This window comes from Pseudomonas reactans, assembly GCF_013387025.1.
GTDB lineage: Bacteria > Pseudomonadota > Gammaproteobacteria > Pseudomonadales > Pseudomonadaceae > Aquipseudomonas > Aquipseudomonas reactans.
The window spans coordinates 150,753-164,208 of record NZ_JACAQP010000006.1 but is presented as its reverse complement, the minus strand read 5'-3'; the positions used below and the strand labels follow the sequence as shown (position 1 = coordinate 164,208).

The 13,456-nt window shown below is 61.2% G+C and carries 10 protein-coding genes; 5 read left to right on the top strand and 5 right to left on the bottom strand.

Going from position 1 to position 13,456, the window contains the following annotated elements:
* Positions 1 to 3: 3 nt before the first annotated feature.
* From HX793_RS07205 to HX793_RS07190, 4 genes are all read right to left on the bottom strand, one after another.
* Positions 4 to 522 carry a hypothetical protein gene (locus tag HX793_RS07205; RefSeq protein ID WP_016979090.1) on the bottom strand — a complete coding sequence of 173 codons (519 nt, stop codon included), beginning with the start codon at positions 520 to 522 and terminating at the stop codon, positions 4 to 6.
* A 26-nt stretch (positions 523 to 548) separates the two neighbouring features.
* Positions 549 to 4,148 (bottom strand): tetratricopeptide repeat protein, encoded by a 3,600-nt coding sequence (locus HX793_RS07200; RefSeq protein ID WP_177094549.1) that lies wholly within the window; start codon positions 4,146 to 4,148, stop codon positions 549 to 551.
* Entirely contained in the window at positions 4,126 to 6,939 is a 2,814-nt protein-coding gene (locus HX793_RS07195) for a bifunctional glycoside hydrolase/polysaccharide deacetylase family protein (protein ID WP_177094547.1), read from the bottom strand. The genes HX793_RS07200 and HX793_RS07195 overlap by 23 nt, the downstream gene beginning before the upstream one ends.
* A 62-nt stretch (positions 6,940 to 7,001) precedes the next feature.
* Positions 7,002 to 7,934 carry an NAD-dependent epimerase/dehydratase family protein gene (locus tag HX793_RS07190; RefSeq protein WP_177059995.1) on the bottom strand — a complete coding sequence of 311 codons (933 nt, stop codon included), beginning with the start codon at positions 7,932 to 7,934 and terminating at the stop codon, positions 7,002 to 7,004.
* Positions 7,935 to 8,328: 394 nt separating this feature from the next.
* On the opposite strand from HX793_RS07190, the gene HX793_RS07185 reads away from it, so the two are divergent.
* The 5 genes from HX793_RS07185 to HX793_RS07165 all read left to right on the top strand — a co-directional run bounded on the left by HX793_RS07185 (position 8,329) and on the right by HX793_RS07165 (position 12,948).
* Positions 8,329 to 9,312: an AraC family transcriptional regulator gene (locus HX793_RS07185; protein ID WP_177001883.1), complete on the top strand. Its 984-nt coding sequence runs from the start codon at positions 8,329 to 8,331 to the stop codon at positions 9,310 to 9,312.
* 147 nt (positions 9,313 to 9,459) lie between these two features.
* Complete coding sequence (locus HX793_RS07180) at positions 9,460 to 10,494, top strand: DUF1254 domain-containing protein (RefSeq protein ID WP_177094546.1); 1,035 nt, start codon at positions 9,460 to 9,462, stop codon at positions 10,492 to 10,494.
* A gap of 15 nt (positions 10,495 to 10,509) precedes the next feature.
* A complete protein-coding gene (locus HX793_RS07175) occupies positions 10,510 to 11,355 on the top strand; it encodes a MipA/OmpV family protein (RefSeq protein WP_177094544.1) in 846 nt (281 codons plus the stop codon).
* A 14-nt stretch (positions 11,356 to 11,369) separates the two neighbouring features.
* Entirely contained in the window at positions 11,370 to 12,185 is an 816-nt protein-coding gene (locus HX793_RS07170; RefSeq protein WP_256354410.1) for an acid phosphatase, read from the top strand.
* 13 nt (positions 12,186 to 12,198) lie between these two features.
* Positions 12,199 to 12,948 carry a hypothetical protein gene (locus tag HX793_RS07165; protein ID WP_177051748.1) on the top strand — a complete coding sequence of 250 codons (750 nt, stop codon included), beginning with the start codon at positions 12,199 to 12,201 and terminating at the stop codon, positions 12,946 to 12,948.
* On the opposite strand, the gene HX793_RS07160 is transcribed toward HX793_RS07165, so the two are convergent.
* On the bottom strand, positions 12,932 to 13,423 hold the full coding sequence (locus HX793_RS07160) for a hypothetical protein (protein ID WP_016979081.1): 492 nt from the start codon (positions 13,421 to 13,423) through the stop codon (positions 12,932 to 12,934). The genes HX793_RS07165 and HX793_RS07160 overlap by 17 nt on opposite strands.
* Between the last annotated feature and the right edge of the window lie 33 nt (positions 13,424 to 13,456).

Genomic DNA, 13,456 nt, shown 5'->3' with positions numbered 1-13,456 from the left:
CGTTCACTCGAATCGAAGGGCGCCAACCAATTTGTCGATTACCGTCTGAGCATTGCCCGCCAGGCTTTCACGGGACCAGCCGGCGCGCGCGCCGCTTTTGCTCCAGAGCACACGACCGCTGTTGGCTTCCAGCACGCGCAGGCTGATGCCCACCGCTGGCTCGCCGTCCAGGCCGTTCTTGTACTGCCACTCTTCGACGCTGCCGGCAACGACGTAATCGAGCTTCTGCTCACGGGCCCATTCCAGGGCACCGGTGAGGCGCTCATTGTCGTCCATCAGCGCCTGTTCGCCCTGGGTGCTGGTTGGGTAGACGCGAGGTTGCAGGCCGTGGCTGCTGAGTACGCTGAGCAGGATCTGCTCGCTGCGCTCACCCGCCTGCGGGGTCTGCGAATAGTTGATCATCGGCACGATGCCCCACTGCGCATTACGCGGCAGGTTCGGGCTGTTTTCACTGGTGAAGCTGGAGCAGCCGGCGACGAACAGGACTGTCAGAGCCAGGCTCAGGTTACGAATTGCTTGCATAGGTTTTTCTCCCGTAGATTCTGTAATCAGCGCCCGAAACGCACGCCGTAGCTCATACCCACTGTGCCGCCGGACTTGCCATCCCCGCCCTGTGGCGCAGATTGGTAGCCGAAGGTGAGGGCCAGTTCGTCGTCACCCAGGACTTCGAAGCCGACGCCGGTGTTGATGCCGTAGTTGAAGGTTTGGTCGGTCCACTGCCAGCCCGCCGTCATGTCCACCAGCCAGGTGTATTGCGGCTTGCTGCGCACCAGGGCGCCAGGGATGCCACGACGCCAGGACGTGCCGACGTAGAGTTGGCCGTAGCGGCTTTGCAGCAGGTCGCCCGACGGAATGGTCTGCAACTCGATCGGATCACCCGGCTCAGGCGGCGCGACATCAGGCACTCGAATCGGCCCTTTATAATCGCTGGAGAGGTAATCCAGGTTGCGATCCTTGACGTTGTTTTTCTGGTAATCCACACCGCTGCGCACCGTCCAATTGGGCCCGGCGAATTCCAGCGTGTGGTTGAGTTCCAGCTTCAGCGCATGACCATTGCCCAACGAGTCGCCGGCACGGGTCGAGAACGAGCGCTGTGCCACTTCCCAGCTCAACTGGTCCCGCGCGGTCAGGCCGTGACGCCCGCCGACCCAGGCGCGGTCCTGCTGGCCGAAAGCGCGCATCAGACCGCTGTCGTCGCTCTTGCGATGCCAGTCCAGGCCGGTTTCGATCTGGTGACGGGAATCCAACTGCCACATGCGCGACAGGCCCAGGCCGTTGCGGTCGTCGTCCTTGCGCTGGCTGGTGTCGGCGAACAGCTTCCAGCTGCCGTTTTCTACCGAGCGCACCAAGGTCAGGGCCGCGTTGCTCTCGTCGCCGATGCGCGAAGAGATGACGTCGTCGCCTTTGTAATTGCCGTGTTCCATCTCGACATCGGCGTACCAGTTGTCACCCAGGTTGTGGGCGATTTCCAGGCGCGGCGAGTCAAACGACAAGCCACCGAAATCCTGTTTCTGATACGACAGCAATGCGCCTTGCGGGGTGGCTTCGTGGATCTCCACCGCCTGGCGACGCAGTTGCTCGTTCACCGAATCCGGCTGGTCGTCGCCCAGTGCAGACAGGCTGGTTTCCAGTGCCTCGTTGGTACGGCCCAAACGGCTGAGCGCCTGTGCGCGCTGCGCCGGGTTCAGGTCGCTGCTGGCCAACAGGGTTTCAACCTGGGCTTTATTACGGCTGCGCAAGGCTTCCTGGATCTGCTCGTAACGGTCGACCTTGAGGCCTTGGGTACGCGCCCAGGCCAGCCAGTCGTCTTTCTGCGCTTGCTGGTTGGTCGCATCCAGGCGGGCCAGCAGGCGCTCGAACCACAGCTGTTTCATTGACGGCGAACCGTCTTTCCACTTCAGCAATTCTTGCTGGGCCTTTTGCGGCGAGTAGCTGCTCGACATCAAGCGCAGCCAGATCGCGTAGCGCTGGGACGAGGGTTGCAGGTTCTCGGCTTCGGGGCTGCGCAGCAACTTCAAGCGCAGGCGCTGGGCGGCGTCCTGGTAGCCGGACGTTTCCAGTGCGTCGGCATACGCCGCCTGCACCAGCCAGTCGTTCGGGCTGAGCTTGAGGTACAGGCGATACCAGGCCAAGGCCTCGGCATCGCGCCCCAATAGTTGGCTGGCACTGGCGAATGGCAACCAGAGCAGACGGTCTTCCCGTGCATAAGCGCGCCATTTGGTCAGCAGAGGCTTGAGCTTTGCCGTGTCGGCCTGGTCGACGTACAGCCAGGTCAAGCGCTCGCGGAACAGGTTGTCATCCGGGTAGCGCGACAAGCCCAGCAGATAGAGACGCTCGGCCTCGGTGGTATCGCCCTGCTCCACGGCCAAGGCACCGCGTACCGCCAGGACCTGGGCCTGCTCGTAAGCCGCCGGGTATTTCTTGGCGTCTTCCAGTAGCGCGATGACCTGGTCCCATTCCTGTAGCTCCTGGGCCAGTTGCAGCGCCTCGACCAACCGCTGCGGGTCTTGGGCGCGGTGCCAACTGTCGACCATCAACTTCAAGGCACGCTGTGGATCACTGGTGCGATACAGGGTGATCAATTGGCTCTCGTCGCCACTGGTCAGCTTGCCATTGAGGGACAACAGCTTTTCCAGGGAGACACGCAAGTCTTCGTCGCGCTCCAGGTCCCAAGCGAGCGCCGCACGGGTGCGCCAGTACTCAGGATCATCGATGGAGGCGTCGTCCGACTTCACCACTTCCCAGGCCGCTTGCTCATCAAACAGCTTCATTTCCGTACTGGCCCAATCGACCAATTCGGCGGTGGTCAGCTTGTAGCGTTTGGCATAGTCCTTGTAGAGCTTGCCTTTGGCCGCGAACTGCCCGGTGTTTTCCAGGTTCTGCAACAAGCGCGTCCAGGCCAGGCGATGGGCCGGGTACTTGCGCAGGTAAGCGCGCAACCAGGATTCGGCTTCAGCGGGAGTGCCGCGTGACTCATGACCGTAGATCAACGCATCCAGTTCGATATCCGTGAGCGGGCGCTGCTGCATGATTTCAGCAAGCAGCGGAATCGAGCGGGCAAAGTCGAATTGCAGGCTGGCGAGGCGCCAGGCGTGCTCGCGGACTTTCGGGTCTTCCTTGAGTTTGAGCAAGCGAATCCAGTAGTCCAGCGCGGCCTCGTTGTCGCCGCGCCATTCACCGAGCTTGGCCATTTGCTCCAGCAACGCGGTGTCATCCGGGTAATCGATAACCAGCTCTTGACCGGTTTCCCACGCACCCGCCAGGTCATTGATAGACAGGCGCACCTGGAATTCCTTAACCAGGATTTTGCGGTTGTCAGGCTCCAGGTCATGCCACTGCTGGAGCACCCGCTGGGCCAAGTCGAACTGCTTGGTTGCAACGGCGATATCCACGCCTTGCTCCAGCCACGCTACGTCGGTTTGCGGGTTCTTTAGCTGGGGCAACTCGTCAGCCAGCACTTGCGCGGCCTGCTCGTCACGTCCGGCCGAGAGCAGGCTGTTGAACGCGAGTTGCGCATACTCACGTTGCTCACTCGGCTGTTGGGCGTCGCGCTTGAGTTGCAGATAGATGTCTGCGGCGCGCGCAGGTTGCTCACCCGCCAGGTACCACTGCGCGGCTGACTTGAGCGCATCGGTATGTTGCACCGGATCACGCCCTGCGATCTCTTCGAACACCGTGGCGGCAAACGCCGGCGCCTGCAGGTTCAGCGCCAGCTTCGCCAGGTTTTGCAGTTGGGCCACCGGCAGCTTGCGATGGTCGAAGCTTTGCAGACGCTCGACCAATGCCTGTTGCGCGATCAGGTCGTTGCCACTGGCCGCGATCAGCGCATCCAGTTCCAGGCGATAGTAGGCCTGGATTTCCGGCTGCGGCTTGGGCCAGGCATCCACGTGTTGACGTGCTTTGGTGTAGTCACCGAGGCGAATCAGCAAATCGACCAGTTGCAAACGCAAGCGGTCGTCGTCCGGGTGCGCCGTCAGCAACAGCTCGGCATAGTTGGCCGACACGGCGTCGGGTTCACGCCCGTCGGGCTGGAACACTTCTTCACGCTGGAAGGTTGCCCACAGCAAGCCGCCCACGGCCACCGCGACCACCGCCAATGCCCATGGATTGAGCAGGCGGCTGCTTTTAGTTGCAGAGGAGTTGACCATTACTCACCTGCTTCATAGGAAGTTGAAAAGTCCAAAGACCGGCCGAAGCCTTGCCCGCGAATCGCTGCCCATCGACTTCCACGCGGCAGGCGGTTGCCGAGCGCACGGAGAAGGTCAGGTCGAACTGACCGGCGAAGGAAAAGCTCACGCGACGATCGTCCAGGTAACGCCAATCGAGTAACGGCACGTTGGCTTCCTCCAGTGCAGGGCGAGGGTCTCTGTCGGCACGCAATGCCAACAACGCCCGGTCACTGCTCAAGGCCACGTAGCGCCCTTGCGGCAAGTCGCGAACGCCAGCGATACCTTGGGATTTGAGCAAATCCGGCCAGCCCATATTGGCGTCGAGGCGCACGGTGCGCAGTGCGTCCATCCCGCGAATCTGCCAGGCGCCGTCAGCCGTACGCGCCAGGCTCGACTGGTACAGACCATGCAGACGGTCGACGTAGTCGCTCATCCACAACGACATCGGTTGCTGCTCACGCATGTAGCCGTAGATCTCGTGCATGGCCTTGATCGAGGCCTGCTTGGTGCTGGAATAGAAGTGGTAGTAAAGGTGCAGGCCACGCAAGCGGCGCGGGCTGTCGGTCAGCTCGAAGGTCTCGATCAACTCACGGAACCCGTAGTACGGGCCTTTCCACAGGTTGGTGTACAGGTTCTCGTTGATGATCGGCGCGTAGTACTGCAACCCGCCAGGCGTTGGGCGCAGCAAGGGGTTGAGGCCGGTCAGCGACGGGTCGGCCTTGGTCATGATGGTTTCGGCGCCGTTGACGTTCTTCAGACCGGCGTCATACGCCAGCTTGAGGGTGTCCGAGGACGGCAATGCATCGCCTGGCCAGAAGACCATCTTCACCGGCTTCTGCGGAGTGGTCAGGTTCTGGTTGATGTAGTCACGCGAGCCAAAGATCTCGCGGCGAAAATCGATTTTGTTGTAGCCAGCGATTTTCATGTTCAAGCCGTATTCCGGGTTGAAGTTCTCGCGCTTCTTGGCTTTGTCCGGCTGCATGAAAAACGGGTGGCTGTAGGTGTGCGTGGCCACTTCGACTTTAGGGTTGGCGAAGATCTCACGGGCAATCGGCTCAAGCTCACGCGCCAGGAACGGGAAGGCGCCGCGCGGCGAAATCTCGCCTTCGATGATCGACACCGACGTCAGGAACGGATTGGGCTTGATGTAATCGTCCAAGGTGTGACGACCGGCGTAGGGCGTACCCCGCACTTCGGCACGGGAGGGGAAACCGTCGCCATCGATGTGCACGGTCGCAATGCGCCGGCCATTTTCGGTGGTGGTGTCCGGCCGCGGTTGCGCCGGCAGATGCAGGCTGGCCTGCAGGAACGCGAACGGATCGAGAATCCAGCGGCTGCGCTCGTTGTTGATTTCAAGCAGGTAAGGCGCGAGCGCAAGGCCGCCCCATTTGCCGACCACCACCGGGTTGAAAACGGCGCCATTGGCACCGCTCAAGGACAACGCCGGGGTGGGGCCGTTGGGCAATACAGAGACCGCTGCAAGGTCACGCGAGCGAGGCACCACCGGTGCCTCGAAGGCGCCCAGCAACGCCTTGTCCTGATGGGTGATGGTCAACACTTGAGTGGCGGGTGGGGCATCCCGCTTGAGGCCCAGGCGCTTGAGCAGCAGCTTGTCCTCAACCGGCAAGCCACTGAAAAACACCACCGGGACCTGTTCGTCCAGGCGTGCATTGAGAAAGCGATTGAACGCGGGTGCATCCTGCGGCGGGCCGCTGGTCATCCAGGTCACCACGCCCGCGTACAAGCCACTGAAACCGTAGAGCGGCAGGTCACTGTTGGCGGGCAGATAATCGACACGGTAACCGAGGTACTCCAACAAACCACCCAGGTTGCTATGGCCGGCGGCATCTTCCAACGCGCCTTCACGCGGGTCGTAGATCATCGCGATACGGCGCGGCTGGACCTCGATGCTGCTGATACCCAGGGTGTTGAGGTCCGGGGTGCTGATGTAGGGGATGAAGCCTTCATCGCGCAGACGCTTGGCGAGCTTGCGCGCTTCTTCACGACGCTCCGGTGGCAGGTAGTCGATGGCCACCAGCGGCACGCCCTTGGCGCGCAGCGGTTGCAGGTGGGTTTCGAGCCACTGGCGATCGGACTCGGACACCGGGCGATAGCGTTTGGCGGAAGCATCCCAACCGGCATGAATCGATTCGACCGCCACGGCGGCGGCAACGCCGTCCAACTCAGGCAACACTTCGAAACCGCGGTTGAAGAACAGCTTCAGGTTTGGCTGACGCTTGTGCAGCTCGCGCAACAAGCTGGCCAGGCCGACGCGTTGGCTTTCGCGCGAGGCCTGGGGCATCAGTTGGAAGCTGTCGAGGGTATCGAGGAACAGGCCGGCATAGCCTTGCGCTTCCAGCGCCTTGGCGCGCCCGAACAGGTGCTCACGCCAGGCCGTCGAGGTGAGGTCCATCACCTGGCTGTTCCAGGCATCGTTACGCACCGGGGACACCGCTTTGCTCAACCCGGCTTTCTCGACCTCGGCCTTGTTGCCATCGAACTCGCCGATGGACAGGTAGGCAAACGGCTGGCTGCCCAGCCCCCGCAAGGTCTTCACATCACCGGGCGTCATGTGGCCCGGCTCGACCACAGCCCAGTCGAACTGCGACAGTTCCGGCAACGGCGGTTGCTCGGCGTACCAGAAAGCCACGCTGCTCGGTTGAGAGACAGCAGCAGCGTGCACAGCCGGCCCACCGACGAATAAGGCAAGAGCAGCAAACAGCCGCTCAGCGATCGCGCGGACACGCGTCCTGCGGAAAACGATTTCCATAATTCACTCTTGAAGATGACTGAGCCAATACTGCGTAAACGTCGGGCGAAGTGACCGGCGAACTACAAACTGCGCAAAAGCAGCGCCAAACCCTGGCCGATGGACGTCGGTTCAGGCAGTGAAAAACGCTCCAGCAGCCGCACATTATTGGCGCGCGAATGGCGGATATCACCTTGGCGTGGTGCCTGGTACGTCACATCCAATGGAGTACCCGTAGCAGTGCCCAGCTCCGCGATCAGGTCGTTGAGGCTGGTCGAACGGCTGAGTCCTACGTTGACGGCGTCGCTGACAGGCTCACGCGTTTCAACGGCCTGCACCAGAATGCTCACCAGATCTTGCACGTATACGAAGTCGCGGGTTTGCTCTCCGTCACCAAATACGGTGATTGGCTTACGCGCCAGCGCGCGCTCACTGAAGATGCTGATCACGCCGGAGTACGGCGAAGACGGATCCTGGCGTGGGCCAAAGATATTGAAGAAGCGGAATATCACCGGCTCCAGGCCGTGCTCGCGGCGGTAGAAGTCCAGGTAGTACTCACTGGCCAGCTTGTCGCTGGCATAAGGCGTCAGTGGGGACTTGGGGGTGTCTTCGGCGATGGCCGTGCCTTCGCCGTTGTTGCCGTAGGTCGCTGCACTGGATGCAAATACCACGCGCTTCACGCCCGCCTTGAGCATGCTTTGGCACACATTGAGCGTGCCAACGAAATTGGCCTGGTGGGTGGCGACAGGGTCGTCCACCGAAGCCTGTACCGACGCTACCGCAGCTAGATGCACGACGGCGCTGCAATCAGCCATGGCCTGCTCGACCACGGCGCTGTCGGCGACATCGCCAATCATCAGCTCCAGATCAGGATTCCCGGCGGGCAGGTTAGCCACCTTACCGGTCGACAAGTTATCCAGTACGCGAATCTTGTAGCCTTTACCCAGCAAAGCCTCTACCAGATGTGACCCAATAAAACCTGCACCACCGGTAACCAGAATTCGTCCTACAGCCATGAAGTTTACTTCCTAAGACTCGAGCGCAGGCACGCAGCAGCGAACCCGCTAATTAAAGGTGACAGTGTTTAAGGGCTACCCTGACCAACGTCGCCTGGCCATCCGAGTCCAAGCCGCCTTATCCCTGAATCTTGAAGAACCACAGCATGGGACGAATGCGCGTCGCTAATGTCATTTTAATGGCTTAGAGCCATCAAAATCGTCGCGAATGATGTTGGATCCTAAAGGGACTGTCAATGCATTGTCTTACTTGCCGCCAAACGGCACTCATACGTCAAAAAACAGTCATTAATTTGACGGCATTAATAGAACACAGCGTTCTTGTCACCCCTCCAGGCATCGTGTTTACTGCGCCAATCGTAGTCTCCGAAGCATCATGGCCGAGACGATCCCCATGACGAATGCTCCGCCCGCCATCAAGCTCAGCACGCTCCGCCAAATCGCTCCCTACCTGAGCATGCGCGGTGTATCGCCGCTGGAGTTCTTTCGGCGTTTTGGCATATCCCCACATGTTTTCCAGAACCCGGAAGCCTGGGTGCCGCGGGCGGCCTGCTTTCATATCGCGAATGAAATGGCCGCCATCGCCCAGGATCCCTTCGGTGGCGCGATGATCGGGCATTTGACCGATGTGCGCTCAACCGGCATGTGGGGCGAGTTGATCCTGGGCTCGACCAACCTTGCCCAGGCGTGCGCGGCGGCGGCCGTTCATACCGACCTGCTGCACCAGGGCAGCGAAGTCAAGATTGTCACCGAAGGCCGTACGACCAAACTGATCCAGCATTTTACCGGGCATCACGGGGCGGATCCGAAGCAGGTCATCTTCGGCACCTTGGCGGTGCTCAGAAAAGTGCCGCTCATGTCGGGCGCGCCGGGTGCCATACGCGTGCACCTGAAGAACCCGAGAGAACCAGGTGACGAGGCGCTTGAGGAGTATCTGGGCCCGAACCTGGTCATGAACGCCGACTACAACATGATCGAGTTTGATCGGGAGCTGCTCGAAATTCCCCTGCGGCCTGTCCGGGATGTCGCCTGGAAAACCACTCAAGCCTTGAACTCGACCGCTGCGGCCGCCGACGTGCTCGCCCAGCAGATCGCGGATCAGGAGTTCTCCAAACTGGTCACTATTTCCAGAAAGATCGGGCTGTCTGTGCGAACGCTGCAGCGACGCCTTGAACATTGCGGCATCGACTTCGATGCACTGCGTGACGAGACACGTCGCAGTGAAGCCCTCCAGTTGATTGCCAGCGGTCGGTACAGCGCGACTGAAATTGCCTACATGGTCGGCTACAGCGATCCCGCGCATTTTACCCGTGCCTTCAAACGCTGGACCGGCAGCCCACCGTCGCGCTATCGCGCCCTCTTGAAACACGATCGTTAACCCCCTCGCTTAATCCCTCCGGCCACGCTCAGCGGAGGCCTTGGCGTGCCCGCTCGCTGTGCTTTTGGCACCAAATGGCAAGTTCGCGCCAGGGCGTTCTTATACAGTCAAAAAATCAACGCCAACTTATAAAACCCAGAGGTTTCAATGACCCCATCATCCACGGCCTGCCTCTTCGCCATGGCACTGGCTGCTTATGGAAGTGCGCACGCTCAGTCATCCCCGGAGGCTGTGATACCGGTGGGTGTGGATAACTTTGCGCGTGCCGAGTCCGATCTCTACTTGGGCAAAATGGTCGCTACAGGCAGCTTGGGCCGCTTTGTTCATAGCCGTGAAGCCGTGCCCATCAACGCCCAGAATGTGGTGCGGATGAATCGGGACACGCTGTATTCATCAGCGGTATTCGACCTCGATGCCGGCCCCGTCACGATCGCCTTGCCTGAGGCCGAGGGGCGGTTCATGTCGATGGCGGTGATCAATGAGGATCACTACGTGCCCATCGTCACCTACGGCGCCGGCCGCCGGACACTGACGAAGGAGGCAGTCGGCACACGCTATGTGTTTGTCGCTGTGCGCACCTTCTTTGACCCCACGGATCGCCAGGACCTGGAAAAGGTACATGCGTTGCAGGACGCCATCACCGTCGACCAGGCCAAGGTCGGGGAGTTCGTGGTACCGAAGTGGGACCCAGTCAGCCAGGCAAAAGTACGTGAGGCCCTAGAGGTACTGGGCTCGACGATTCCCGATTACAACCAGTCGTTTGGTCCCAAGGGCAAGGTCAATCCGATTCACCACCTGATCGGCACGGCCACAGGATGGGGCGGCAACCCGGCCAAGGACGCCATCTACCTCGGCGGCGTCATGCCTGCGAACGACGGCAAGACCGTTTACCGGCTCAAGGTCGGCGATGTCCCGGTCAAAAGCTTCTGGTCTGTCAGCGTCTACAACGCAGACGGCTACTTCCAGCAAAACCCATATGACGCTTATTCGCTGAACAATTTAACCGCCCAGAAAAGTGCTGACGGCTCGATTGCCATCCAGTTCGGCGGCTGTGACGGGAAGATCGCCAACTGCCTGCCGACTACGCCCGGTTGGAACTACACGGTTCGGCTGTATCAGCCGAGTGACGAGATCTTGAGTGGCCAATGGCGTTTTCCGAAGCCGCAGCCTGTCGCTCTCTAATTCAGGAAAAAATCGATGACAACGCTCGGTGGTTCAAACGTGTTCAAGCATTCGACGACACTCATTACAGGTATCACCCTCGCCGTGGCGATGGCGTTACCAGCGTATGCAGACGACTCAAACAGCGAGCCGTCCGTGACGGTTGGCGGCGGACTCGCGGTCGGCCCGTTGTACGAAGGTTCGTCGCACTACGCGGCGTTTCCGTCACTGAAACTCAAGGCCGTGTTACCGACTGAAAACTGGGGCAAGTTCACTGCAGCCTTCCCGGACGGGCTTCGCTGGGACTTGCCGGGGCTATCGCCCTTCGGCGTGGCCCTGCTGTTGGGCTATGACCAGGGGCGCAAAGAAAGAATCCACACCCTGGGTGGCCGTGATGACTACCTCAAGGGCATGGGCAACCTGGACAGCACGGCCCTGATCGGCGCAGAAGCCTACTGGATCCTACCCGCCGGACGCCTGTTCGTTCGCGGCCTGCAAGCCAGTGAAAGCCGCAACTACGGCGGCGAAAACCTGGGCCGTACGAAGTATCTGGAAGCCGGCTTCGCCACCGCCTACGCGCTGTCTTCGACGTTAATCCTGGACTCGACGCTGTACGGCACCTGGAGCAATGAGAACGACATGATGGCCCGCTATGGCGTCACAGCCCAGCAAGCCGCGCGCACTAAGTTCGATGAATACCACCCCGGCGGCGGCATGCGCGACGTGACCTTGAAGCTCGGCCTCACCTGGCAATGGCAGCCACAGTTGGCACTGGAAGGCGGCATCAAGACCTACGCCCTGGTCTCAGACGCGCGCAACAGTCCGTTGACGGGTGAAAAGGTGGGCGCAGGCGCCTATCTGAATGCCTTGTACCGATTCTGATCAGGGAACAATCGATGAATACACATCACATGCTGCTGGGGCTGGCAGGCCTGATCGGCGCGGGGCTGGCGTTTGCCGACGAACCCGTCATCAAGATCACAGACCCGCATTTCAAGCTTGCCCCTGGCTATCTTGACGCGAAGGATCTGCCATTGCGCCTGGCCTTGCTTGGCGCGCCACCCAAACCTGACTCCGCAGCCCTTGCGCGGGATGAAGAAGCACGGCGTGCTGCCTTGTCGCTACGCGGCACGGCCCGGGAAAAACTCGCGGCGGCGGACGCGGAGCTGGCCTTCCCAGGCCCGGCGCAAGCCTTCTCCTGCGCGATGGGCACACCGATCACCGAGAAAACCACGCCACATCTTTATACCTTGATGCAGCGCACCCTGACGGACGCCGGCGGTTCCACCTACGCCGGGAAGAACGCCTACAACCGCACCCGACCTTTCGTGGCGCATAACGAAGGCACGTGCCGCAAGGATATGGAGCCGCTGCTGCGCACGGATGGCTCCTGGCCGTCCGGCCACTCTGCGGCTGGATGGGCCTGGGGACTGCTGCTGGCCGAGATTCAGCCGACGCGCGCCACCGAGTTGATGACCCGTGGATTGTCCTTCGGCCAGAGCCGCGTCATCTGCGACGCACATTGGCAAAGCGACGTGGATGCCGATCGCATCATGGGCGCTGCGACGGTCGCGAGCTTGCATGCCAATCCCGCATTCCTGGCGGATTTGGCGGCGGCGAAAGAGGAGGTCAAGGCGGCTCAAAAAGCCGGCCTGAAACCTACGCAAGACTGTGGGGCCGAAGGCGTGGCGCTCTCGCTGACCCAGCACTGATCGGAGAAACGCCATGATGCACTTACGACGCCTGACATGGGTGTTGGGCGCCTTTGCGGCAATGCCAACCTTGGCCACGGCCGCCGACGGCGAGGGCTGGACCTTCAACGGCGGACCTTACCTGTGGGGCGCAGGTATCCGTGGGCACGTGGGCCATCGCAGCACCGGCACCCAATTTATCAAGTCCGACTTCTCCGACATCGCACGCACGGTGGATATGTCGGTGATGCTGATGGGCGAGGCGCGTCGTGGTCCCTACAGCGTGCTCGCCGACCTGATGTACATCGACACTGACACCCGCAACCGCCTGCCTGGAGGCATCCTTGCCAACAAGCTCGAGGTGCAAAGCAAGACCGCCTCCGGGTTCCTGGGAGGCGGCTATACCGTGTGGGGTGATGCAGACCGGCGGCTGGATGTGGCCGGCGGGGTGCGCGTCTGGTACAGCAGCACCACCCTCACCTTTCATGGTGGGCCCGCTGGCGGGCGGTCCGGCTCCGACAGCGCAACCTGGGCCGACGCCATGGCCGGGCTGCGCGGGCACTACGCGTTGAATGACCGGTTCTGGTTGTCATCCTGGGGCATGGCGGGCGCCGGGCAGTCCAAGCAAGACTGGGACCTGGCGGCGCTGGCAGGCTGGGAGTTCTGGCCCGGTTTCTCGGCAGTGGCCGGCTACCGGGCGATGGGCGTGAATTATCGTCACGATGGTTTCGTCTACGACATCGTTCAGAAAGGGCCGTTGCTGGGGATCACTGGGCGGTTCTGAGCCGGTTTTTTCTGCGCAGATGAATCATTTGTGCCGTCAGGCCGATCACCAGCGCCACCGCAATACTCGCCTGCGCACCAAGCAACACGGGCGATTGCAGGTCCGTCACGAAGGGGTGGCCATCGGGAACGCGGCGCAACGTCTCGGAAACGGTGGGCACCATCAGAAAGAACGCGGTCAGGCTCAAAAAGATCGTTTCCAGGTACACACGCGCCCGTCCCAACCAGGCCAGGTGCCCTACCCCATAACCCGCCAACAGCAGCGCAAGGGTAATGACGCCGATGATGTTGCTGACGGGTTGATGCGCCACCAGGAACACGGTGAAGCCGCCGATCAACATCGACACAAAATAGAACGATCCCGGCACTGACCGAGGCACGATGCGCCCGTGCTTGATAAACATGTAGGCGGCCAGTGGGATAGCCGGCAGGCTACCAAGGGTGTGAAGCCAGCCAAGGGCGGAGATTCCGAACATTTCAGTGTTCCCATGTAGTTGGATGACGTGCAT